The 24,729-nt window shown below is 61.2% G+C and carries 21 protein-coding genes; 14 read left to right on the top strand and 7 right to left on the bottom strand.

From position 1 onward, the window contains the following. Position 1: 1 nt before the first annotated feature. Positions 2–670 carry an ABC transporter ATP-binding protein gene (locus GNF76_RS24535; protein ID WP_155585666.1) on the bottom strand — a complete coding sequence of 223 codons (669 nt, stop codon included), beginning with the start codon at positions 668–670 and terminating at the stop codon, positions 2–4. 327 nt (positions 671–997) lie between these two features. Here GNF76_RS24535 and pmrG point away from each other — a divergent pair, with 327 nt between their 5' ends. The 14 genes from pmrG to GNF76_RS24465 all read left to right on the top strand — a co-directional run bounded on the left by pmrG (position 998) and on the right by GNF76_RS24465 (position 17,480). Continuing rightward, positions 998–1,681 (top strand): lipopolysaccharide core heptose(II)-phosphate phosphatase PmrG, encoded by a 684-nt coding sequence (gene pmrG, locus GNF76_RS24530; protein ID WP_155585665.1) that lies wholly within the window; start codon positions 998–1,000, stop codon positions 1,679–1,681. A 377-nt stretch (positions 1,682–2,058) separates the two neighbouring features. Then, positions 2,059–3,714, top strand: a complete 1,656-nt coding sequence (arnT, locus tag GNF76_RS24525; protein ID WP_155585664.1) for a lipid IV(A) 4-amino-4-deoxy-L-arabinosyltransferase — start codon at positions 2,059–2,061, stop codon at positions 3,712–3,714. A gap of 88 nt (positions 3,715–3,802) precedes the next feature. Further along, positions 3,803–5,332: an ArnT family glycosyltransferase gene (locus GNF76_RS24520; RefSeq protein WP_155585663.1), complete on the top strand. Its 1,530-nt coding sequence runs from the start codon at positions 3,803–3,805 to the stop codon at positions 5,330–5,332. A gap of 110 nt (positions 5,333–5,442) precedes the next feature. Further along, positions 5,443–7,110 carry an alpha/beta fold hydrolase gene (locus tag GNF76_RS24515; protein ID WP_155585662.1) on the top strand — a complete coding sequence of 556 codons (1,668 nt, stop codon included), beginning with the start codon at positions 5,443–5,445 and terminating at the stop codon, positions 7,108–7,110. 60 nt (positions 7,111–7,170) lie between these two features. Beyond that, complete coding sequence (locus GNF76_RS24510) at positions 7,171–7,941, top strand: FadR/GntR family transcriptional regulator (protein WP_155585661.1); 771 nt, start codon at positions 7,171–7,173, stop codon at positions 7,939–7,941. A gap of 210 nt (positions 7,942–8,151) precedes the next feature. Further along, positions 8,152–9,354, top strand: a complete 1,203-nt coding sequence (locus GNF76_RS24505; protein WP_155585660.1) for an ABC transporter substrate-binding protein — start codon at positions 8,152–8,154, stop codon at positions 9,352–9,354. A gap of 67 nt (positions 9,355–9,421) precedes the next feature. Continuing rightward, entirely contained in the window at positions 9,422–10,282 is an 861-nt protein-coding gene (locus tag GNF76_RS24500; RefSeq protein ID WP_155585659.1) for a branched-chain amino acid ABC transporter permease, read from the top strand. 1 nt (position 10,283) lies between these two features. Next, complete coding sequence (locus GNF76_RS24495) at positions 10,284–11,294, top strand: branched-chain amino acid ABC transporter permease (protein ID WP_155585658.1); 1,011 nt, start codon at positions 10,284–10,286, stop codon at positions 11,292–11,294. Then, positions 11,291–12,040, top strand: a complete 750-nt coding sequence (locus tag GNF76_RS24490) for an ABC transporter ATP-binding protein (RefSeq protein WP_155585657.1) — start codon at positions 11,291–11,293, stop codon at positions 12,038–12,040. The genes GNF76_RS24495 and GNF76_RS24490 overlap by 4 nt, the downstream gene beginning before the upstream one ends. Then, the gene (locus GNF76_RS24485) at positions 12,040–12,735 is read left to right on the top strand and encodes an ABC transporter ATP-binding protein (RefSeq protein WP_155585656.1); all 696 of its coding nucleotides are present in this window, start codon (positions 12,040–12,042) and stop codon (positions 12,733–12,735) included. Before GNF76_RS24490 ends, GNF76_RS24485 begins: the two co-directional genes overlap by 1 nt. Positions 12,736–12,748: 13 nt before the next feature. Then, a complete protein-coding gene (locus GNF76_RS24480) occupies positions 12,749–14,017 on the top strand; it encodes a Zn-dependent hydrolase (protein WP_155585655.1) in 1,269 nt (422 codons plus the stop codon). Then, a complete protein-coding gene (locus GNF76_RS24475) occupies positions 14,014–15,417 on the top strand; it encodes an amidase (protein ID WP_155585654.1) in 1,404 nt (467 codons plus the stop codon). Before GNF76_RS24480 ends, GNF76_RS24475 begins: the two co-directional genes overlap by 4 nt. Positions 15,418–15,561: 144 nt before the next feature. Continuing rightward, positions 15,562–16,425 carry a LysR family transcriptional regulator gene (locus tag GNF76_RS24470; protein ID WP_155585653.1) on the top strand — a complete coding sequence of 288 codons (864 nt, stop codon included), beginning with the start codon at positions 15,562–15,564 and terminating at the stop codon, positions 16,423–16,425. Positions 16,426–16,475: 50 nt separating this feature from the next. Further along, on the top strand, positions 16,476–17,480 hold the full coding sequence (locus GNF76_RS24465; RefSeq protein ID WP_155585652.1) for a LacI family DNA-binding transcriptional regulator: 1,005 nt from the start codon (positions 16,476–16,478) through the stop codon (positions 17,478–17,480). Here GNF76_RS24465 and GNF76_RS24460 read toward each other — a convergent pair. From GNF76_RS24460 to GNF76_RS24435, 6 genes are all read right to left on the bottom strand, one after another. Then, a complete protein-coding gene (locus tag GNF76_RS24460) occupies positions 17,477–18,202 on the bottom strand; it encodes an SDR family oxidoreductase (RefSeq protein WP_155585651.1) in 726 nt (241 codons plus the stop codon). The genes GNF76_RS24465 and GNF76_RS24460 overlap by 4 nt on opposite strands. A 213-nt stretch (positions 18,203–18,415) precedes the next feature. After that, the gene (locus tag GNF76_RS24455) at positions 18,416–19,948 is read right to left on the bottom strand and encodes an FGGY-family carbohydrate kinase (protein WP_155585650.1); all 1,533 of its coding nucleotides are present in this window, start codon (positions 19,946–19,948) and stop codon (positions 18,416–18,418) included. Between the two features lie 2 nt (positions 19,949–19,950). Further along, positions 19,951–21,030, bottom strand: coding sequence for an alcohol dehydrogenase catalytic domain-containing protein (locus GNF76_RS24450; protein ID WP_155585689.1), 1,080 nt, complete (start codon positions 21,028–21,030; stop codon positions 19,951–19,953). A gap of 73 nt (positions 21,031–21,103) precedes the next feature. Beyond that, positions 21,104–22,096, bottom strand: a complete 993-nt coding sequence (locus GNF76_RS24445; protein ID WP_155585649.1) for an ABC transporter permease — start codon at positions 22,094–22,096, stop codon at positions 21,104–21,106. After that, entirely contained in the window at positions 22,062–23,570 is a 1,509-nt protein-coding gene (locus GNF76_RS24440) for a sugar ABC transporter ATP-binding protein (protein WP_155585648.1), read from the bottom strand. Before GNF76_RS24440 ends, GNF76_RS24445 begins: the two co-directional genes overlap by 35 nt. 63 nt (positions 23,571–23,633) lie before the next feature. After that, positions 23,634–24,560 carry a substrate-binding domain-containing protein gene (locus tag GNF76_RS24435; protein WP_155585647.1) on the bottom strand — a complete coding sequence of 309 codons (927 nt, stop codon included), beginning with the start codon at positions 24,558–24,560 and terminating at the stop codon, positions 23,634–23,636. Between the last annotated feature and the right edge of the window lie 169 nt (positions 24,561–24,729).

Raw genomic sequence — 24,729 nt, 5'->3', positions numbered from 1 at the left:
CTCAGCGGGCCTGCGCCGCGACCACATGACCGCGATGCAACACCATCTGCCGGTCCAGGCGCGCAGCGATTCGAGGGCTGTGGGTGACCATCAACAAGCTGGTGGCGCTGTCGTGCAACAGGTCCAGCAGCAGTTGCAGGACTTCATCGCTGGTGGCTTCGTCGAGGTTGCCGGTAGGCTCATCTGCCAGCAACAACCCTGGCCGGGATGCCAGTGCCCGCCCCACGGCGACTCGCTGTTGCTGGCCACCGGACAATTGTTCAGGGTAACGCTGGAGCAAATCCCCCAGCCCCAGGCGCTCCACCAGTTGCGCTTGCCACACCGGGTCAAAACGCCCCGCCAGACGCGCTTGAAACGCCAGGTTGTCTTCCACCCGCAGGCTGCCGATCAGATTGAATTGCTGGAACACCAGGCCAATTTCGGTGCGACGCCAGTGGGCCAGTTGCGACTCGGTCATTCGGTCCAGGCGCCGCTCACCGACCTGAATAGTGCCTTGATCCACTTGGTCAAGCCCGGCTACCAGGTGCAATAACGTACTTTTTCCACTTCCGGATTCGCCCATCAGCGCCAGACTGCTACGCTCACTGAGCTTGAGGTCAACACCTGTCAAAACCTCCAATGGTCCCGAGGGCGTTCCGTAGCGCTTGAAGACACCTTGCACGTGCAGCATTTAAAGACCCACCTGCCGTTGGACTGAAGGCAGAGAATAACGGTTGTCACATTTTTATGTCACAACACAGGGCCAAAGGAGAGCCCCATGAACCACCGCAATTTTTTCACATTCATTTCACTAGCCACCAACCTCCCACGCTTTAAATTGCCCCCCGTGCACAGATAACGAATCGGTTATCTGCAACTTGCTAGTTGCCGTACCTAAATATTTTTTTACATCGGGATGTTCAGCAAAAAGACAGCCGCGCTGTGACAGGCTCCTGCTCCGTTGCAACCTGCGTCTGTTAGTTGTGCCTGTTTCATTCAACGCTACCGATAGCTGCCCATGGTGAATAGTGTGGTTGACCTGATCCTGCCCAAACCCCGCTCGCGCTGGGCTTCGGTAAAACGACTCAAGAAGCTCTGGCTGAGCCTGGCGGGTATTGCCGTTATTGGCGTGCTGGTGGCTGGCGTAATGTTATGGCCAACCACGCCCCCGGACTTGAGCGTGGGCCATCGCATGCTCAGCTCGGGCGTCGTGTCCAGTTGGCGCGACGGCGACCTGATCGTATTGATACGCCACGAGGAGCGCTGCGACCGCTCCAGCAACCCTTGCCTGGGCCCGGCAGACGGCCTGACCGTTGCCGGTACTGTCATTGCCACGGCCGTGGGCAAAGCCTTTCAAACCCTGGGCATGAGCAACAGCGATGTGCTGAGCAGCCCCGCCACACGTACCGCGCAGACCTCGCTCTTCATGTTCGGCAAGACCGAGTTGTCCCCTGGCCCCCTGGCCATCTGCGGCAACGCCATGGCCGACGAATTGCTTGCGCATAAAGCCAACGGGCGCAACCTGCTGCTGGTGACCCACAGTGCCTGCATCAGCGATCTGGAGAAGGAACTCGGCTACCCACGCGCCGCTCACGCCGAATACGGCAGCGCACTGTTCGTGAAGGTCGACGCCAACGGCAAACTCAAGGCACTGGGTGTTATGAATACAAAGGACTGGCCGGCCGCGCTTAAACAACTTTAAACACTTAATTACATCTAACAACGCCCTGTTTGTTCAGCAAGAAGACAGCCATGACATGGCATTTTTGTCTGTTCGAATGCATGTTTACGCTGGGCACTTTAGTAGCTAGCTAACAAATAGTGTTTTTAGACATGATGGAAAGTTTCAGCATGTTGTTGGACATCGCTCCTGGCACCGGCTTGACTGCTGTGCGTGGTTCTTTGTTCCCTCCAACGACTAACAGACTGTTTAAGGAATGACGCTCTGTGACTGTTTTTTATATTGAGTTTTTACCCCTGATCCCCCTGGCCCACCCGAGAAACCCCGGCACGTGTTCTATGGCGGATTCGACACACACGTCGAATCTCCGCCAACGCTGCGTGGGGGAGCACTGATTGATGACCCGAATCAAACCACTGCCATTATTGCTACTGGCATTCGCCCTGTTCTACCTGTTGCCTCTGGGCCTGCATGGCCTATGGACGCCAGACGAAAGCCGCTACGCCCAGATCAGCCAGGAAATGCTCATGAGTGGCAACTGGGTGTCTCCACACTTCATGGGCGTACGTTATTTTGAAAAACCTGCTGCGGGCTACTGGCTGATCGCGCTCGGCCAGGCCGTGTTTGGCGAAAACCTGTTCGGGGTACGTATCGCCTCGGCGTTGACAACGGGCTTGAGTGTATTGCTGGCCTACCTGATCGCCCGACGCCTGTGGAACGAGCCACGCAAAAGCTTTGCGTGTGCCCTGCTTTACATGAGCTTTGGCCTGGTGGCTGGGCAAGCGGGGTACTCCAACCTCGACCCGCAATTCACCTTCTGGGTCAACCTGAGCCTGGTCGCACTGTGGTTTGCCCTCGACAGCCGCACCCAACGCAGCCGTCTCGCATGCTGGGCGCTGCTGGGTGTCGCCTGCGGCATGGGCTTCCTGACCAAGGGGTTTCTCGCCTGGTTGTTGCCGGTGTTGATCGCCCTGCCCTACATGATCTGGCAGCGCCGGCTGGGGGAACTGCTGCGTTACGGCCCATTGGCGATGCTGGTGGCCGCAGTGATATGCCTGCCATGGGCATTGGCGGTGCACGCCCAGGAGCCCGACTACTGGCGCTTCTTTTTCTGGCATGAGCACATTCGTCGGTTTGCCGCTGACAACGCACAACATGCCCGACCCTTGTGGTTCTTCCTGCCGATCATCGTGGTGTCCTGCCTGCCATGGGCTGCATTGCTGCCGGCGACGCTGATCAACACCTGGCGGGAAAAACGCCAGCCGGCCATGGTTTTCCTGGCCCTGTGGTTCCTGCTGCCCCTGGCCTTTTTCAGCCTGAGCAAAGGCAAATTGCCGACCTACATCATGCCGTGCCTGCTGCCCCTGGCGTTGCTGATGGGGCATACCCTGATCGACCTGGTGACCCGTGCAAAACCCCGGACCCTGTTCATCAACGGCCTGCTCAACTTCCTGATCGGCCTGGCGGCGATGGTCGTGCTGATTTACCTGCAAGTCGACCGGCCGCTGTACGGCAACAGTCACAGTGAGATGTTCAGCCTGTCCCTGGCCTACATCGTATTGATGGGTTGGATGCTGACAAATTTGTTGCAAGTGCTGCGCCCGCTGACCCTGTGGGCGATGCCCGCCCTGGGCATCGGCCTGCTGGTCGCCCTGCTGCCCGTGGGTATGCCTGCCGTGGTGACGGATAACGAAATGCCCGACCAGTTCATCCTTGAACACCTGGACGAACTGCAGCAGACCCGCGCCCTGCTGAGCAATGAACTGGACTCCGCATCGGCCCTGTCCTGGCGCCTGCGACGGCCCGAGGTGGCGTTCTATGACACCGTCGGCGAGTTGCGCTATGGCCTCAACTACCCCGACTCGGCCTACCGCAAGGTCGACCTGGATAACGTCCAGTCCTGGCTGGCCGAAGCCCGTCGGCAAGGCTCGGTGGGGGTCATCATGCGGGTCAAGAGCACCAGCGAAATGCGTGAAGCCGGGCAACTGCCACCGGGCGGCAAGCGCTATTACAAGGGCAACCTGGAAATCATCATTTACCCGCAATCCCTGTAACACAGCAGTACTAATGTGGGAGCGCCTGCGCTCCCACATTTGATCCGGCTTGCCGCCTCCCCACCCTTACCTGCATTGGAATCGCCCCATGAGCTTCTGGAAAACCGAACGAGGGGCACTGCTCCTGCTGCTTGGCGTGTCAGCCGTGATTCTGCTGCTGGGCCTGGGCAGTCGTGACTTGTGGGGGCCGGAAACACGCTGGGCGAACATCGCCCTGCAGATGCTGCAAAGTGGTGATTACTTCGATCCCTACCTCAAGGGCGCGCCTTATTACGACAAACCCCTGCCCTCTTATTGGCTGATCACCGCCGCAGCCAACGTGATGGGTGGCCTCGGCCCCTGGTCACTGCGCCTGTCTTCGGTGATCGCGGCCTGGCTGAGCATCTGGCTGGTCTATCTGATTGGCGAGCGCCTGTACCGTAAGGGTACCGGGCTGATTGCCGGTTGGATGCTGGCGACCACCTTCTACTTTATCTTCTGGGCCCGGGTGGCCACGGCAGATGTGCTGACCGTGTGCGGTGTGCTCGCAGCCGTCTGGTGGTACTGGCGCGGGCCGGACGATACCCGACTGGGCCGCTACACCGTATTTTTCCTGCTGCTGGCGGCTACATCGCTGTTCAAGGGTTTGATCGGTTTTGTGCTGCCAGGCCTGGTGCTGCTGCCGCACCTGCTCAGCGAACAGCGTTACAAGCGCCACCTTAATCCGCGCCTGCTGCTGGCCGTGGTGATCGCCGGGGCGTTTTATGCGATTCCCTTTGTGTTGTCCCGTCTCTACGGCGCACCGACTTACGGTGAAAGCGGCCTGGAACTGGTATTTCGCGAAAACGTGGTGCGCTTCTTCGATCCTTTCGACCACATGGGGCCGATTTACACCTACCTGATTTACCTCCCGGCTTACACCTTGCCCTGGGCACCGTTTTGGATACTCGGTTTGTGGCTGGCCGTGCGGCACTGGCGCAAGACCGAACCCAACACCCGCTGGCTGGTCTGGGGCCTGGGCCTGCTGTTTGTGTTTTTCACCGCCAGCGGCAGCCGTCGAAGCTACTACGTATTGCCTCTGGTGCCGTTCGCCCAATTACTGGCGGCGTGGTGGGTCAGCGAGCGTATTGCCCAAAAGCGTGCGGCCGGCAAGATCAGCGGGCCGGGTTGGCGCTGGGGTTTTGGCATTGCTGCCGGGGTCATGCTGCTGGTGCTCGGGGTGATTTATCCGTGGACCAACGGCAACGGCGGCGTTACCCGCTTCGCCGAAGATGTGCAAACCCAAGCGGTTAAAAGCGCCCCCTGGGACGAGTGGAAATTTGTCATGGTGGAAGTGGACAACAAGCTGCCGATGTACCTGCAAAATAACGGCGCACCGTTCTATTACGTCGCCGAAAGCCAGGACTTCCCGCGTCAAGGAGACAGCGCCGCCTTCATGGCCTGGCTGGAAAAAACCAGCGGCAAACGCTGGGACCCGCGACGCACGATCATCGTCGCGCAGTACTCCAAGGAAGATCCGACGCCGCTGGCGTTCCTGGGCAACGACCATCAGGTGATCACGACACAGCCGGACAATGGCGAGCGGTATTTTCACAAGCGCTCGGGTGGCAGTGTGGCGTTCATTCCGAACCCCCAGTGAAACCTGAGAAAAGTCCTCTTTCTTACATCCAGCGTTATTTGCGCCTACATTCCTCCCCCAGCGGTCCTTGGTAAAACGTCGCCTTGAAAAATGGCAACCCAGGACCGCTGATGAAACCCCATGACGTTACAAGAGGCATCACGGTCGGCTGCGGGCTGTTGCTGACGGTGCTGGCACCTACCATTGCCTATGCCGATACCGAGCAGCCGAAAACCGGCATCGAGTGGTTGTTGGAGTGTACCCGGCCTTCCCTCGACCGATTGGACCCCGAAGTCCTTGAAAGGACCCAATGCGGCATCGTCACCGCACCACTGGACCACGCCACGCCCGCTTTGGGCACCCTCAGTTTCGACATCACACGTGTTGGCGCAAAGCAACCACTCGCTCGCCAAGGCGCACTGTTCGTCCATCCCGGTGGGCCCGGGGTCGACGCTGGCGGCGCGTTCGCCGTGCATCTGGCAACGGTCTGGAAGCATTACGCAACGCAACCCGCCTGGGGGAAAACCTATCGCGCACTGGCCGATACCTATGACGTGATTGAAATCGCTCCTCGCGGGCTGGGCAACCTGCCGGGATCACGCCTGGAGTGCCGATCCGACGCCTCGCTCATGCCTCAAGGGGATGTCACTGAAGACCGCAGCGAGCGCAACCTGACAGCGATGCGTCACAACGCCCGGGTCATCGCCGATGCCTGTGCCAAACATCCCTTGACGCCCTATATCACCAGCGAGCAGACGGCCAGAGACCTGGAGTTTGTGCGCAGGCAACTGGGCGAACTGCGGTTCAACTACCTGGGGATCGGCTACGGCACATGGCTCGGCGCCTGGTATGGCGGACTGTTCCCGGAGCAACTCGGACGCATGGTGCTGGACTCGAATATCGACTGGACGTCGTCCTTCGAACACGCAAGCTTGATCGTTGCCCGGGAGAAAGAGCGAATCTTCGATCACTTCGTGGCCATTCCCGCTGCCAGCAACCCGCAAGTCTATCAACTGGGCAATACCCAGGAGGCAGTACGGCAAGTGTTTCTAGCATTGCACCCCACAGTTCGCGCGGCGTTACGCTCCAATAACCGTTACTACAGCGACCCCGCCGGCCTGATGAGCGCCCACGTGCTCAGCCGCTGGTTGCAGGAAACACCGGACGCCGACGACCTGACACTCCAGGCACGCGCCCGGGCTTATGTGTTCAGCCCCGAAGCCGTCATCGAACACCGGGCAAAGTCGCTGTTTGGTCTGTTGTTGCAGCGCGTTCGCGAGCCGCTCCAACCCAATGTCCCGACGCCGGGGCCATTGCGCCTGTCAGCGGCCGAGTCGGTGAGAAACGCTATGTTATGCAGTGACTCGGTCTACTCGAACGAAGCCTTCTGGGCGCAGACGGAAGCTGAATATGCGGTGAAGTACCCCATCGCCGGGAGCTTCCTGGAAGGGCGTCAGTGCACCGCATGGCCACCCCGTACAGCCAATCCCCTGCCCCATAAACGCTTGGCCGAACTCGAAAACCTGTTGATGGTGCAAGCTGATTTCGATGACCAGGCCCCGGCCATCGGCGCCGCCTGGGCCTTTGAACGAACGCTGCCGGCCAGCCGGGTACTGCTCAAGGGGGCCTATCTGCACGGCGTGTCGTTCAGCGGGGCGAGTGCGTGTGTGAGTCAGTGGGTCGGCGAATACCTCGTCCACGGGACGATGCCACCACGATCGACCCTGTGCAGTGACGGTCATGACGGTGCCCGGCCCCGATTACGACCTTTCTTTACTGAAAACGACCCCCTCCGTTGACGCCCTCCACCAATCTCTATTAAGTACTATTTATCCGCATTAATACGATAAATGACAAACATGCTCAGCCGCCCCCTGCGACGTAAACGCCAGAAGCTTTCCGATGTGATTGTCGAGTCGGTCAAACGCTCCATCGTCACCGATGCCTTGAAGCCCGGCGACCGCTTGCCCACCGAACGTGAGCTGATGGAAAGCTTCCAGTGCTCCAAGGGCTCGGCCCGCGAAGCACTCAAGGCGCTGGAGGTCGAAGGACTGGTCAACACCCGCACCGGCCCCAGCGGTGGCGCCTACCTGAACCAGGCCGGGACTGAACCCGCCAGCCGCGCCTTGCGTAACTACCTGCACTTCCAGCACCTGGACGGCGAGCAGGTGTACCAACTGCGCAAGGTCATTGAGGTAGAGCTGGCCGTGTCGGTGCTGGGCCGCTTGAGCGAAGACGACTACCGCGCCCTGCAAGACAACGTGGACTTTTGCAGCGCCCCGGAAGACAGCGAAGCCGGCCAGCGTGAGCAGCGTCTGGCAGAACTTGAGTTCCATAACCTGTTGGCCAAGGCCTGCCCCAACCCGCTGCTGAGTTTCATGGCGCAGTTTCTCAACGACCTGCTGCGCGACCTGGTGGTGCTGAAGAAGGCCTATAAGCCCAAGCGCAAGCAGTTCGACGCGGCGAACCTCGATTACCACAAGCAGTTGTTGATCGCCTTTCGCGCCGAGGATGAAACGGCCGTGCGCAGCTTGATGCATGAACACATGTGCGACGCCGAGCACCACATGACCGCGCTGGAAGGTCAGGTCAGCCCGCATTTTCTGCTGGAGTTCGATCACAGCCACTGATGTGGGAGCTGGCTTGCCTGCGATGCAGGCACCTCGGTACATCAAGTAGACCCAATCGCAGCGGTGCGCCAACCCGACAAGCCAGCTCCCACATTGGGCCGAGTACCACGTGCCATACCGAGTTACCCCAATAAAAGGCCTGCCCACAGGCCGTGATGCGCCGTTTTGCCATTGCCACTCCTGCCAATAATTAAACCAGGGAGTCACCCCATGCAGCGTCGTACGTTGTTGAAAGCCAGCCTTACCGCCGCAGCCGCTCTCAGCCTCCCGCTGAGCGTGCGCGGTGCATTCGCCGCCGAGCCCTTTACCTTTTACGGCCTCAAGTCCATGTCCGGCGCCTTTGCCAGCTATGGCAAATTTGCCGACATGGGTTCGCGCCTGGCAGTGCAACAGCATCCCGAACTGTTGGGCCGACCGCTGAATTACAAGGTGATCGACACCGAAGGCAACGCCGGCAAGGCGGTGCGCAAGGTCCAGGAGGCGATTCAACAGGACGGCGCGCGCTTCTTCCAGGGTTGCACCCTGTCCTCCTCGGCGCTGGCCGTGGCCAAGGAAGTGGCCAAGGTCGGCGGCGTGTTCATGACCCCGGTAGGCGCCGACGAAGTCACCGGCAAGGACTGCAACAGCGCGACCTTCCGTTGGTCGGTACCCACCTACGGCGCGATCCGCGAAACCCTCATCCCGCTGATCAAACTGCTGCCGGACGCCAAGCGCTGGTACACCATCACCCCGCAATACGTATTCGGCGAAGCATTGCTGGAAGGTGCCAGGACCGTGCTCAAAGAGAACGGCCTGGAGCATATCGGCAACAGCTACCACTCATTGCAGGAGCAGGAGTTCTCCGGTTACCTGACCAACGCCATCGCCGCCAAACCCGACGTATTGGTGCTGCTCAACTTCGGTAGCCAGTCGTCCAACACCCTGCGCCAGGCGGTGAACTTCGGCATCAAGGAGCGCATGAAGGTGCTGCTGGTGTGGTCTGCCGGTCTCGACCAGTTCCAGGAGTTGGGCAGCGATGTGCTGGAAGGCGTGTACCTCGGCGCGCAGTACTGGCATCAGGTCGACACACCACTCAACCGCGAGCTGGTGAAGCTGACCCAGGCCAAATACGGCATCAACCCCACCTACCCACTGGCGGCCGACTACATCAGCACCAAGGTCATGCTCGACACCATCCTCAGCACCGCCAGCTTCGATGGCCCCACCGTGGCCAAGGCCATGCAGGGTTTGAGTTACGAAGGGCCGACCGGCAAGGAGTCGATCCGCGCCGGCGACCACCAGGTGATCAAGGATTACTACCTGCTGGTAGGCAAGGCGGCCGGCGACATAGCTGACAAGGACGACCTGGCCAAGGTGCTTAGCGCCGGCCAGTCATTCCCGCCGGTGGAAGCCACGGGCTGCGTGCTCGGCTGATCCGCTAAAAACTATCGGTTACACACGGCAGGGTCGCGCCAGCGGCCTCCTGTTCGAGGGCTCCTGCATGCTCAATCTTTACCTGTTCCAAATTCTCAACGGCCTGGGCCTTGGGATGATCTACTTCCTGATCGCGGTCGGGCTGACGATCATTTTCGGCCTGCTGAACTTCGTCAACTTCGCCCACGGTGCGTTTTTCCTGTTGGGCGCCTACATCTGCTACACCGCCGTCAGCCTCACCGGCAGCTTCTGGCTGGCACTGCTGATCGCGCCACTGGTGGTGGCCGCACTGGCCTGGGCCATCGAGCGATTATTGATCCAGCGGATCTACCACTTGCCACACATGTTCCAGATTCTGGTGACCCTGGGGATTGCGCTGATCATCCAGGAAGCCAGCGTGATGATCTGGGGCCCAGTCGGCAAAAGTGTTGCCGTGCCGGAACTGTTGCGCGGGGTATTGGTGATCGGCGATTTCGTCTACCCCTACTATCGCCTGTTCCTGATCGTCTTCTCCGGCCTGGTGGGCCTGGGCCTGTGGCTGCTGCTGGAGCGCACACGCTTCGGCGCCCTGGTGCGGGCCGGCAGTGAAAGCACCGAAACCGTGTCGCTGCTGGGCACCAATATCTTTCGCCTGTTTTCCATGACCTTCGCCCTCGGGGTCGCCCTGGCCGGCGTCGCCGGTGTGCTGTTCGCGCCATTACGCGGGGCCCAGCCCTTTGTCGGCCCGGAAATTCTCGGCGTCGCCTTCGTGGTGGTAGTGATCGGCGGCATGGGCTCGTTCAGCGGCGCCCTCGTCGGCGGCCTGTTGGTGGGCGTGGTGCAAAGCCTGATGACCACACTCTGGCCCCAGGGTGCGAGCCTGATGATCTACGGCGCGATGGCCGTGGTGATTCTGGTACGCCCTTACGGCCTGTTCGGGAGAGCCTGACATGAGCGAGAAAAATCCCCTGCCGTTCGCCAAGACCCAGTCGCGCTACATGCTGCTGTTAGTGCTCGCAGTGCTGGTCGGCTTGCCGCTGATCCTGCCCTCGGCAACCCTGGCCACCGAGATCCTGATCTTCGCCATGGCCGCCCTCGCCTGCAACCTGCTGCTGGGTTACACCGGGCTGTTGTCCTTCGGCCAAGGCATCTTCTTCGGCGCCGGTGCGTATTGCGCGGCGCTGCTGATGATCCACCTGCAACTGGGCCTGTTCAGTGCGCTGTTGGGCGCTGCGGTCGCCGGTGGTTTCCTGGCCTTTTTAGTCGGCGCCCTGGCGATCCGGCGCACCGGCATCTACTTCGTGATGCTGACCCTGGCCTTCAGTCAGATGGCTTACTTCGTGGCCTACACCCTGAGCGACTGGACCGGCGGCGACAATGGCCTGCTCAGCGTGCCGCGCCCCGAGATCCGCATCGGTGACAGCGTGCTGCTGTCCCTGACCGATGCCCGAGCCTTCTATGGCTTCGTCGCGGTGCTGTTCCTGCTGATCTTCATCGGCGCCCGCCGGGTGATTGCCTCGCCGTTCGGCAGCACGCTGATGGCGATCCGCGAAAACGAAACCCGCGCCTGCGCCATCGGCTACGACACCCGCCACTTCAAGATTCTGGTGTTCGTGCTGTCCGGCGCGGTCACCGGGATTGCCGGTGCGCTGTACGCCATGCTGCTGCACTTTGTACCGTTGTCGAATATCGACCTGGCGATGTCCGAAAACATTCTGATCATGACCATCGTCGGCGGCACCGGCTCGCTGTTCGGCTCGTTGCTGGGGGCCGGTTCCATCGTGCTGTTGGGGGACTTTCTCTCCGACCTGTGGCCGCGCTGGCTGATGCTGCTGGGGGTGATCCTGATCATGGTAGTGATCTTTATGCGCGGCGGGTTATGGGGCGGATTGTCGGCGCTGTTCGAACGCCTGCGCGGCAGCCGCAAGGCCCGTGTCGTGAGCAAGGAGACGCTGCTATGAGCATCCTGTTGGAAACCCGAAACCTGGAACTGGCCTACGGCGCCTTCCACGCGGTGAACGGCGTCAACCTCAAGGTCGAGACCGGCACCATCCATACCATCATCGGCCCCAACGGCGCCGGCAAGACCAGCCTGTTTCATTGCCTGACCGGCGAACGCCAGGCCACTGCCGGGGCGATCCATTTCGACGGCAAGAACCTGATGCACAAGCCCGCCCACGGCCGCGTCGGCCTGGGCATGGCGCGTTCATTCCAGCTCACCAGCCTGTTCCAGAACCTCAGTGTGCGGGAAAACCTGCGCCTGGCGGCCCAAGGTCGCGATGGCGCCAAAGCCCTCAACTTCTGGCGCCGGGTCGATAGCAAACGCGAACACCTGGAAATGGCCGACCAGGTGCTGGAACGCCTGCAACTCACCGCCCGCGCCGACACCCTGGCCGGGGAGTTGTCCCACGGCCAGCAGCGGGTGCTGGAGGTTGGCATGTCGATCTGCTCAAAACCCAAATTACTGATGCTCGACGAGCCCACCTCGGGCATGGGCATCGACGACATCCCGATCATGACCCAACTGATCAGCGACCTCGGCCGCGATCACACCGTGCTGTTGATCGAACACAACATGAGCATCGTCATGTCCATCAGCCAACGCATCACTGTGATGAGTCATGGGCAGATTCTGGTGGAAGGCACACCGCAATTCGTCCGCGCCGATGAGCGTGTGCGCGCTGCTTATTTGGGAGAAGCCGCCTGATGCTGACCGTCGACAATATCCACTCCTACTACGACAAGAGCCACGTCCTTGAAGGCGTGTCCCTGACCGTCAACCCCGGTGAGCTGGTGACCCTGCTGGGGCGCAACGGTGCCGGCAAGACCACCACCCTGCGCAGCATCCTGGGGATTATCTGCCCACGCCAGGGCCAGATTCACTTCAATGGCCAGCCGTTGGTGGGTCAGAAAATCTTCGAGATCGCTCGCCAGGGCCTGGCGCTGGTGCCGGAAAACCGTGGGATTTTCCGCCTGCTGACCGTCGAGGAAAACCTGCGCATCGCGGTGCGCAAAACCAGCCGCTGGCAGATGGAGGATGTCTACGGCATGTTCCCGCGCCTCAAGGAACGCCGCAAAAACGCTGGCCACGCGCTGTCCGGCGGCGAACAACAGATGCTCGCCATCGCCCGTGCCCTGCTCAACGATCCCAAGCTGCTGATCCTCGATGAACCCACCGAAGGCCTGGCCCCGGTGATCGTCGACGAACTGGTGAAGATCCTGCGCAAGGTCAAGGACGACGGCCTTCCCGTGTTGCTGGTGGAACAGAACCTGATGGTCTGCGACAAGCTCGCCGACCGTCATTACGTCCTCGAACAAGGCCGCGTGGTGTACGAAGGCAGCGCCGCCGCCTTTCGCGCCGACCCGACGATCAAGAACCGCTATTTGGCCCTGAGTGCCTGACCGGAGACTGTTGATGAATAGTGTGTCGCAACCGCTCACCAGTAACGCCCCGCTGATCAACCGCGAACGCCTGTGGCAGTCGCTGATGGACCTCGCCCGCCTCGGCGCCACACCCAAGGGCGGCGTGTGCCGCCTGGCCCTCACCGACCTGGACCGCCAGGCCCGCGACCTGTTTGTACAGTGGTGCGAAGCCGCAGGTTGCAGCGTCAGCGTCGACGCCATCGGTAATATCTTTGCCCGCCGTCCCGGACTTGATCCAAACCTGCCGCCGGTGATGACCGGCAGCCATATCGACACCCAACCCACGGGCGGCAAGTTCGATGGTTGCTATGGGGTGATGGCCGGCCTGGAGGTGATCCGCACCCTTAACGATTTGAATATCCAGACCCAGGCGCCGATTGAGGTGGTGGTGTGGACCAACGAAGAAGGTTCGCGCTTCCCACCGTGCATGATGGGGTCCGGGGTGTTCGCCGGTAAGTTCGACCTGCAGGACACCCTCGATAAACAGGACGAGCAAGGCCTGTCGGTGGGCGCCGAATTGCAACGCATCGGCTACGCCGGTTCCCGCGCTGTGCTCGGCCATCCGGTGGGCGCATATTTTGAGGCGCATATCGAACAGGGCCCGGTGCTGGAGGATCAGGCCACCACCATCGGTGTGGTCATGGGTTGCCTGGGCCAGAAGTGGTTCGACCTGACCCTCACCGGCGTCGAAGCCCACGCCGGCCCCACGCCCATGCGCCTGCGCAAGGACGCCCTGGTGGGTGCCGCGCAAGTGGTCAGCGCGGTGAATCGTATCGCCCATGAGCAACAGCCCCACGCCTGCGGTACCGTTGGTTGCCTGAGTTTGCATCCTGGCTCGCGCAATGTGATTCCTGGCCAGGTACACATGACCATCGACCTGCGGCACCTGCATGCCGACAAGCTGCAAGCCATGGTCGACGAGGTGCGCCAGGTGATCGAGGCCACTGCCAGGCAACACGGCCTGACCTTTGAACTGACCCCCACGGCCGACTTCCCGCCGCTGGACTTCAACCCTGCCTGCGTCAACGCCGTACGCGATGGTGCCAATGCCCTGGGCCTGAGCCATATGGACATCGTCAGTGGCGCCGGGCATGACGCGATTTTTGTCGCCGAGCTGGGGCCGGCAGGCATGATCTTCGTGCCCTGCGAAGGCGGCATCAGCCACAACGAAATCGAAAACGCCGCGCCGGATGATCTGGCGGCGGGCTGTGCGGTATTGCTGCGGGCCATGGTCAATGCGGCGCAAGGAGGTGCCCTATGACGCAGATCGCCAACCTGACGGCGGTTGAACTGCTGGCTCACTATCGCGACAAGACCCTGTCACCCGTGGAAGTCACCGAAGACACGCTGCTGCGGATCGAGCGATATAACCCGACGGTCAACGCTTACTGCCATGTCGATCCCGAAGGCGCTCTACACGCTGCACGGGCCTCGGAACAGCGCTGGCTCAAGGGTGAACCTTGCGGCGCGCTGGACGGCGTACCCTCGTCGATCAAGGACCTGACGCCGACAATCGGCATGCCCACCCGCAAGGGTTCGCGCACCACCTCGGCCGACGGTCCATGGGAGGTGGATGCACCCTTCTCGGCCTTTATGCGCAAGGCCGGCGCGGTCTTGCTGGGCAAGACCACTACCCCGGAATTCGGCTGGAAAGGCGTCACCGACAACCCGTTGTACGGCATCACCCGCAACCCTTGGGACACCCGCATGACGGCAGGTGGCTCATCCGGTGGCGCCGGTGCGGCGGCGGCATTAAATCTGGGTGTGCTGCACCAGGGTAGCGACGCGGGCGGCTCGATCCGGATCCCTTGCGCGTTTACCGGCACGTTCGGCCTCAAGCCGACCTTCGGTTATGTGCCGCAGTGGCCGGCCAGTTCCATGACTATTTTGTCGCATTTGGGGCCGATGACCCGCACCGTGGAAGACTCGGTACTGATGTTGCAGACCATCGCGCAGCCCGACTCACGGGACGGCTTGATCGGCGCACCACGGACCACGCCGTGGTTGCAAGCCGGGGCGGATTTGAAGGGGCTGCGTGTCGCCTATAGCCCGAACTTCGGGTATGTGAAGGTGGACCCACAGGTGGCCAGGGTGGTCGCCCAGGCGGTCGAAGGGTTAAGGCAATTGGGTGCCCATGTTGAACAGATTGATCCGGGATTCAGTGATCCGCTGGAGGTGTTCAATACCTTATGGTTTGCCGGTGCAGCGCAGTTGGCCAGGCCATTGGCCGGCGCCCAGCGTGAGCTGCTTGACCCCGGCCTGCTGCGCATTGCCCGACTGGGCGAACAGCTCACCCTCAGCGATTACAGCGCCGCACTGCAAGCACGGGCCGCTCTGGTCGCGCGCATGGCGGCGTTCCATGAACATTACGATGTGCTGGTGTCGCCGATGATGCCGATCACGGCCTTCGAAGCGGGGCACAACGTGCCGCCAGGTTCAGGGCTGGGGGAATGGATGGAATGGACGCCGTTCAGCTATCCCTTCAATCTGACCCAGCAACCGGCCGCTTCGGTGCCGTGCGGGCTGGCGGCGAATGGGCTGCCGGTGGGGTTGCATGTGGTGGGCGCGCGGTTTGCCGATGAACAGGTACTGCGGGTGTGCCAGGTGTATGCCAAGGCCTTTCCGACCGACCACCTGCAAACCCCGAAAACCCCGACCTGAAATGCAATCACCTGTGGGAGCTGGCTTGCCTGCGATGGCAATTTTGAATGTTCCACCGCCATCGCAGGCAAGCCAGCTCCCACACTGATCGCATTCCAATCGCGCATCGCTCTACAATGTCCCCCCTTCAAATCCGGGACTCCCATGGACATCGAACTGGCACGCACCTTCCTCGAAATCACCCGCTGCGGCAGCCTGGCCGCCGCCGCCGAGAAATTGCACGTCACTCAGACCGCCATTACCGCCCGGGTGAAAAACCTGGAAGGCCAATTGGGCAGTACCCTGTTCGTACGTAACCGTGCCGGTGCCCGCCTGACACCGGACGGCGAGGCCTTCGTGGTCTACGCCAACCAGCTGGTACAAACCTGGGAAGCCGCCCGGCGCGACCTGCCACTGCCCGACGGCTATCGCAACGTGCTGCACATCGGCGGCGAAGTCAGTCTGTGCAGCCCGCTGATGCTTGGCTGGGCCCAGGCCCTGCGCGAACACATTCCCGGCCACGCCCTGCGCACCGAAATCCGCGAAGGCGAATACCTGTTGCGCCAGCTGGAACTCGGGGTGCTGGACGCCGCACTGGTGTTCCAGCCGCAGTACTGGCCGGGGCTACAGGTGGAACAGGTGCTGGAAGAAAAACTGATCCAGGTCCGCCTGGTGGCCAAGCCACAACCCTACGTCTACATCGACTGGGGCCCGGGCTTTCGCCAGCAACACGACGCCGCCCTGCCGGACAAGGCCCGCGCCGCCCTGAGTTTCAACCTCGGGCCGGTGGCCTTGCAGTACATCCTGGAAAACGGCGGCGCCGGGTATTTCCGCACGCGGGTGGTACAACACTATCTCGACAACGGCGTGATGGAGCGGGTGCCCAAGGCGCCGGAGTTCAGCTTCCCCACCTACCTGGTGTATTCCCGGGAACGGGATTCGGCAGTGTTGCAACAGGCCCTCGAACTACTGCGAGGCGTGGTCAAGGCAGAGAGTGACTGGTCGCAACGCTGGGATCCGGTGATTTGAACCGGCGCACATGCTAGCCTCCTACTGTTTTCTTCTGGTCCCACCTCTCGATGAACAAGAAAAAGTCCGTCACCATCAGCGACATCGCCAAACGGGTCAACATGACCACCATCACGGTGTCCCGGGCGTTGAGCAAACCTGACCTGGTCAAGCCCGCCACCCTGGCGCGGATCCTTGAGGTTGCGCGGGAGCTGGACTATGTGCCCAACGCCTTCGCCCGTGGGCTCAAGCGCAGCGAAAGCCTGATCATCGGGGTGATCACCGCCTCGGTGGACAACCCGTTCTACAGCGAGATGATCAAGGCCATTTCCCGGGAAGCGAAAAAGCACGGCTACACCATCATGCTGGTGGACACCGACGAGTTGGAAGAACTGGAAAGCAAGGCCGTCGACACCTTGCTTGGGTACCGCGTGGCGGGGATTATCCTGTCGCCGGTTTCCGATGAGCCCAGCTACCAGCCCGACTATCTGGAACGCCTGGGCAACGGCAAGACCCCGGTGGTGTTGCTCGATCGCACGATCCACGACAGCCCGTTCAGCCGCGTGGTGCTGGACAACTACCACAGCGGCATCGAGGCCGCGCGGTACCTGCTGCGCCAGACGCCGGATCTCAAGCGCCTGCTGGTGCTGACCGGGCCAGAACATTCGCGCATCACCGTGGAACGCCTCAAAGGCCTGCAAGAAGTACTGGCCGAGCACCCTCAGGTGCACGTCGAAGTGCAGGCCGGTGACTACACACTCATGCCCTCCTACCTGCACACCCTCGACTACCTGGCCGAACACTCGGCGCCGGACGCGATCATGGGCTTCAACCAGTTGATCACCCTCGGTGCCCTGCGTGCGTTGCGCATGCACAATATTCCCCACGAAAGCCTGACCATCTGCGGCATCGACCGCCTGCCCTTCGCCGACATCTTTGGCGTGCCGATTGCCTGCGTGGCCCACGACGCCTCGCTGGCCGGCAGCAGCGCGGTAAGGCTGCTGCTGGACCGTCTTGAAGACCCCCACAAACCACGAGACAAGGTGGTAATTTCCGGCAAGTTGGAGAACGGCTAGCGGCTGGTGTAACCACCGTCGATCGGCAGGCTGACACCGCTGATCATGCTCGCGGCATCGCTCAGCAGAAACAGCACCGGTAATGCCACCTCTACCGTTTGCGCAAAGCGTCCCAAGGGAATTGCCGCCAACGCCGGATCGCGTCTGGCCGGATCCGACCAGGCCATTTGCGCCATGGGCGTCAAGGTCACGGTGGGGTTGACGCTGTTGACCCGAATCCCGAAACGCCCCCATTCAGCACATTGCACACGAGTGATCGCATCCAGTGCCGCCTTGGAGGCGCAGTAGCCGAGGTGATCCTCCAGCGCGACCAATGAGGCCTGGCTGGAGACGTTGACGATGCTGCCGGAAATTTTCGCCTTGATCATCGCGGCGGCCACCCGGCTGGCGACTTGGGCCGCGGCGCGGGCATTGACGTTCATGACCTGATCGAACGCCTCGCTGCTGATAGCGGCGGCGGGTTCCAGACGTGAGATGCCGGCGCAATTGACCAGTCCGTGCATCGGCGGCAAGTCTTGCAGGGCCAGGTCCAGGGCGGCGCTGTTGGCGATGTCCAGGCACAGGGTTTCGCAGCCCAGTTGGGACAGCGCCAGGGCATCACGGCCGAGGGCGAAGACCTGGGCGCCGCTGGCGATCAGTTGCAGGGCGATTTCCCGACCGATGCCGCTGCTGGCGCCGGTGACGAGGATGCGGTGGTGGGTGAAATCAAAAGTGGCGTTCATGGTTCACGATCTCTAAAACGATGGAGATCCAATGTGGGAGCTGGCTTGCCTGCGATAGCAGTTGTAGCCGCTGCCGAGGCACGAGGCTGCGATGCGTGTCCGCAGGACCGCCGCCTTGGGGCCGCTACGCAGCCCATCGCAGCTTCATTCTTCAGCAGCGGCTACAACTGCTATCGCAGGCAAGCCAGCTCCCACATTTAGATCGATGTTCACTTAGCTGCTTTGCAAGCTATGCATCACCGGTTTCAACGCCGGATACAGTCTCAAGTAGTCCTCAAATGCCCGGTCATAGGCCTCGACATTCCTACTCTCCGGCTGCGCCCTCAATTCCAACTGCACCCACCCCTTATCCATCTCGGCCTCATCCACCAACCCCACCGAATGCGCCGCCAACAACGCCGCCCCCAATGCCGCCTCCACCTCCTGAACAATGGTGTAAACCGGGTAGTGGGTAACATCCGCAATAATCTGCATCCACAAATCCGAATGGCTCGCCCCACCCACCACAATCAATCGCGGATCAAGGGAATGCGCCCCACGAGTCCCCGCCTCGATGTTGTGACGCAAAGCAAAACTCACCCCTTCCAGCACCGCGCGATACAGGTGAATACGGCTGTGATACAGGTTCAAACCGACAAAACTGCCACTGGCGCGATCATCCCACACCGGGCTGCGCTCCCCCATCAGGTACGGCAGGAACAACAGCCCTTCACTGCCCGCCGGGATCTTCGCGGCGCTCTGTTCCAGCAGCCACAAACTGTCTTGCCCGGTCTGTTGCGCCAGCTGTTCCTCAGCCTGGCAAAACTGCTCGCGAAACCAGCTGACCGACGCCCCGGCGGTAATTGCCCCACCGAAGATGTACAGGTCCTGATGCCCGTTATAGACATGGGGCATGCTCACCAGGCCATGCCGTGCATCCACCTGCTGGTTGAGATAACCCCAGCACATGCTGGTGCCGATCATCGCCACATGATTGCCCGGCCGCGTCACCCCGGCCGCCAGGGTGGCCATAGCCGCATCGACACCACCCGCCAGGATCGGCATCCCCGCCTGCAAACCCAAACGCTGCGCCCATTCCGGCAGCAAACCACCCACCACTTCGCCGGAATACAGCAACCGCTCGGGCATCATCGCCAGGGGGATCTCCAGCGCCGCCAGCATCTCGGCGGACCAACCGCGCCGCGCCACGTCGTAGACCCCGCCGATATTGCCGGCACTGCTGTGATCCACCGCCAACTCGCCGGTCAGGCAATAGTTGATGTAGCTGTTGGGCGGCAGCAGGTAACGGGTATTGGCCCAGACGTCGGGCTGGTGCTGCTTGAGCCAGAGCATCTTGGTGAACCCGTAATAGCTGTCCACCGAGTTGCCGGTGATCTGAAACAGGCGCTCCAGATCCACATGCTCACGCACCCATTCCACTTGCTCACCGGCACGCCGGTCCATCCAGATCAGGCACGGATGCAACGGTTTGATGGTTGCATCCACGGCAATACCCGAACCGCCGTAAAGGCTACTGATGCACAACGCCTTGACCTGCACCGGTGCCACGCCGGCCTTGGCCATGCACTGGGCGACGCACGCTTCCACCGCCTCCAGCCAGACCTGTGGCCACTGCTCGGCCCAGCGCACTTTCGGGGTATCCACCCGATAACCCTGGCTGTGCTGGGCGATGATCGTGCCCTGGCCATCCACCAGGAGGGCCTTGGTACTCTGGGTACCGATGTCCACACCGATGACGTAGTCCATGGTCACTGCGCCGGTTTCAACAGCACTTTGATCGACTTCACCGAGTTGGCCAGGTCGAACGCTTCGGCCCAGTTATCCAGCGGGAAATCATGGGTAACGATGCCCTTGGAGGTCACCAGGCCGCGTTCGAACAGGTCGATGGCCACCGGGTAGCAATACGGCCCCAGGTGCGCGCCGCGTACGTCCAGCTCCTTGCGGTCGCCGATGATCGACCAATCGGCGCTGGTCTCGGCACCAAACACACTGAACTCGACAAAACGCCCCAGCTTACGGATCAGTTCCAGGCCCTGGGTCACGCCCACCGGCACGCCGGTGGTTTCGATGTACACGTCACAACCGTAGTTATCGGTCAGGCCGTTGATGATCTCGCGGGCGTTATCCCGGGATGGGTTGATCACCACATCGGCACCAAACTTTTTCGCCAGTTCCAGTCGCTCATCGACCATGTCGATCACCACCAGTTTCTTCGGCGTCTTAAGTGCAGCCACCTGGACCATGCACAGGCCCAGGGTGCCGGCGCCGGCAATCACCAGCACGTCATCGAGCTGGATTTCACCACGGTTGACGGTGTGGATCGCGCAGGACATCGGCTCGATCAACGCCGAATCCTCAAGCGACACCGACTCCGGAATCTTGTGCACGATGGCGGTCTTGGGGATACGCATGTACTGGGCCATGCCGCCTTCGGCCACTTCCTTCTGGAAGCCAAAGATGTTGTGCACTTCGCACATCCAATACTTGCCTGACTTGCAGAAACGGCACTTGCCACACGGCACGATCTGCTCGGCGATCACCTTGTCACCGACCTTGACCTCGAAGTGTTCCTCGGCGCCCTCGCCCGCTTCCACCACGTAGCCGAAGAATTCATGCCCCGGCACCACCGGCGCCTTGACCCACGGGTTGTCGCCACCCCAGAACATCGCCGCGCCCGAATGGCATTTGCAATCACTGGCGCAAATCCCGCAAGCCGCGATGCGGATCACCAATTCATTGGGACGGGCCTGGGGTTTGCTGATGCGCTCCAGGCGGTAGTCTTTCGGGCCGTGGCAAACGACGGCTTGCATTTCGCTGTGCTTTTCCATGGTGTTCTGACCTTTCTTGAGCATGAAGGAACCCGTCGCGGCCAGCGGGCCGCGTCGAGAAAACGTTGTTCACTTACTTGTGGCGCTGACGGCTGATAAAGATCGCCAGCAAAATGATCCCGCCCTTGATCACGCTCTGGACGTACGGCGACACCCCAAGCATGTTCAAACCGTTGTTCAGCACCCCCAGCAGCATCGCCCCGAGCAAGGTGCCGACAATCACCCCGCGCCCACCGGCAATCGAGGCGCCGCCGAGGACCACGGCCGCAATCGCGTCCAGTTCAAACGAAACCCCGGCATTCGGTTGGCCACTCATCAGGCGTGAGGTCAGCACCAACCCGGCAATCGCAGCGGTCAAGCCGCTGATGCCGTACACCAGCAACTTGAAGCGCGCCGCCCGCACCCCGGACAAACGCACCGCCTCCTCGTTGCCACCAATGGCGTAGATATAACGGCCGATCCGCGTGTGTTGCAGCAGCACATAGGCCGCGAGGTAAGTTACCAGCATGATCAGGATCGGCACCTCGATGCCGAACAGGCTTTCGCGGCCGAAGAATCCGAACCACTCCGGCAAGCCGGAAATCGGGTAGCCATCGGTGTACATCAAGCCAAAGCCACGGGCGATGCCCATGGTCGCCAGGGTGACGATGATCGGCGGCATGTGCAGGTACGCCACGAACAAGCCGTTGCCGATGCCAAACGCCACGCCAATCAGCATCCCGGCACCAATCGCCAGCCCCGGCGGCAAGCCGGCGACCATCAACCCGGCGGTCAAGGTGCCGGACAAGGCCATCACCGGTCCCACCGACAAATCGATGCCGCCGGTGAGGATCACGCAGGTCATGCCAACCGCGATAATCGCGTTGATCGACACCTGGCGGGCAATGTTCGACAGATTGCTGGCGGTGAGGAAGTTGTCACTGGCGAAGATCATCACCAACGTCACCACGAGCAACCCGACAAAGGGATAAAACGCCGGCGAGCGAATCAGCCGCGCCAGGTTCAGGCGCAGTCGGCTGGTGTCGACGGCATTAATGGACGTATTCACTTGAGCCCCCTGTTGCATGGCGCATGACCTCTTGTGGGTTGACGGCGGACGCTTCCAGCACCTTGACGATGGCGCCCTTGTGGAATACGGCGACGCGGTCGCACATGCCGATAATTTCCGGCAGCTCCGAGGAAATCATGATGATCGCGTAGCCCTGTTCGGTGAGGCTGCGCATCAGCGTGTAGATCTGCGCCTTGGCACCGACGTCAATGCCACGGGTGGGTTCGTCGAACACCAGCACGTCGCAGTGATGGTTGATCCAGCGGGCAATCACCACTTTCTGCTGGTTACCGCCGCTGAGGTTGAACACCCGGCTCTCACCACTGGGGGCCTTGATCGACAGTTGTCGCATCAAGTCATCGACACTGGCGCATTCCTTGCCTTTGTCGATCAGACCGCTGGCACCCTGGTACTTGCTCAGGTTATTCAGCGAGATGTTTTCGCGAATGCTGAAGTCGGTGATCAGCCCTTCGCTCTTGCGACTTTCCGGCAGCAGGCCGATGCCGTGGGCCAGGGCCTGGGCCGGGTCGTCCAACGTGACGTGCTCACCCCGCAACCAGACGTCTTTGCTCACCGACGGCAGTGCGCCCATCATGCCCAGGGCCAGCTCGGTACGGCCGGAGCCCACCAGGCCGGCAAAGCCGAGGATCTCTCCCTTGTGCAACTGGAACTGGTTATGCGGCCCGTTGCGCACCAGCTGGATGTCCTTGACCTCCAGCAACAACGGCCCGCGCTCGGTGGTTGGCTTGGGCGGAAAATTACACGCCAGGCGCCGGCCCACCATCATTTCCACCAGCCGGTCGATATCACTGTCAGCCACATCGGTGACGCCGACATTGCCGCCGTCACGCAAGACACTGATGCGATCACAGACCTGGAAAATCTCTTCCAGGTGGTGAGAGATAAAAATCACCGCCACACCCTGGCGCTTGAGCTCGCGCATGATCTCGAACAACAGCTCGGCTTCGCTCGGCGTGAGGGTTGCGGTGGGCTCATCGAGCACCAACAACCGCGCATCCAGGGCCAGGGCCTTGGCGATCTCGACAAACTGTTGCTCGGCCACACTCAAGTGCTTGACCGCACATTGCAGGTCGATGGTCACCCCAAGACGCTTGAACAAGGCTTCAGACGCCTCAACCATCTCGCGCTTGCGCAACAGGCCAAAGCGGTTGCTCAACTCATGGCCGAGGAAGATATTTTCCACCGCCGTGAGGTAAGGAATCAGGCTGAACTCCTGGAACACGATGCCAATCCCGGCGGCAATCGCATCGCGATACGTCGCGAACTGCTGCGCCTGGCCGTCGATCAGAATCCGCCCTTCATCCTGATGCTCAACGCCCCCGAGGATCTTCATCAAGGTCGACTTTCCCGCACCATTCTCCCCGAGCAAGGCATGAATCTCGCCCCGTTCCACTTGCAGGTTGATGGACTTGAGGGCTTGCACCCCCGGGTAGCGCTTACAGATATTTTCCAACTGCAGAAGACTGCTCATGCCGCCGACCTCTCGTTCAGAAGCGTGCCCTGTGCCCCACGACGTGCGTGGGGCCTGGACGGTTTACCAGCTGAAGTCCTTGGCCTTCGCCTGATCGATCAGGGCGATGTCGACCGGAATACTGGCGGGCACTTGCGAGCCCCACTTCTTGGCCAGGGCAATGCCCAGCGCCAGGCGGATCTGATCCCGTGGGAACTGCGCCGAGGTGGCGATGAACTTACTGCCGGGTTTCTGGATCGCCTTGATCGCCTCGGGCGCACCGTCGACGCTCACCAACTTGACGTCCATGCCGCTGGCTTCGATGGCTGAGAGCGCACCGAGGGAGCCGTTGTCATTGACGCTGAAAATACCCTTGAGGGTGGGTTGGGCCTGGAGCATGTTTTCGGTGACGGTCAGCGCCTGATCACGTTCCTGCTTGCCGTTCTGAATGCTCACGATCTTGATGTCGGGGTGCTTGGCCACCGCCTCCTTGCAACCGCGCACCCGCTCCAGGATCGGCACCACGGCGATGCCGTCGAGAATGGCGATATTGCCTTTGTTGCCGATGTTCTTGGCCAGGTATTCACAGGCCTGGAACCCGGCGTCGAAGTTCTTCGAGCCGACAAAGGAGTCGAGTGGGCCTTCGGCTTGGGCGTCCACCGCGACCACCACCACACCGGCGGCGTGGGCGGATTTGACGGCGGATTGCACGCCTACCGAGTCGGTGGGGTTGATCAGCAGGATGTCGATGCCTTTTTGCAGCATGTCTTCGACGTCGCTGACTTGCTTGGAGACGTCGTGACGGGCGTCGGTGATGATCAACTGCGCACCGATCGTCGCACCGGCTTCCTGCAGGGCGTCTTTCATGGTGACGAAGTAGGGGTTGTTGATTTCCTGGAAGGACGCGCCGATGCGGATGGGCGCGGGTTTGGTGTCGGCCTGCGCCAGGGTGGCGGTGCCCAGGGTGATGCTCAGGGCCAGCAAACACAGGGTTTTCGGGAGCGTTTTCATGGCTAGGATCTCTGTTTTGTTTTTATTTTTAGAGCGAATGTTATCGTTAACATTTTTGGAGAAGCTAGCAAAGAAAATTGGGGGTCGCAAGTGTTCTGTTGTTCTTTTGGGGTGGGGGGCATATCCGTTGCTGCGGTCACGGCGGCTATTGGTTTCGCTCTTACAGCGA

The organism is Pseudomonas spelaei, assembly GCF_009724245.1.
GTDB lineage: Bacteria > Pseudomonadota > Gammaproteobacteria > Pseudomonadales > Pseudomonadaceae > Aquipseudomonas > Aquipseudomonas spelaei.
The sequence above is the reverse complement of the archived record's forward strand: the minus strand, read 5'-3'. Positions and strand labels throughout refer to the sequence as shown.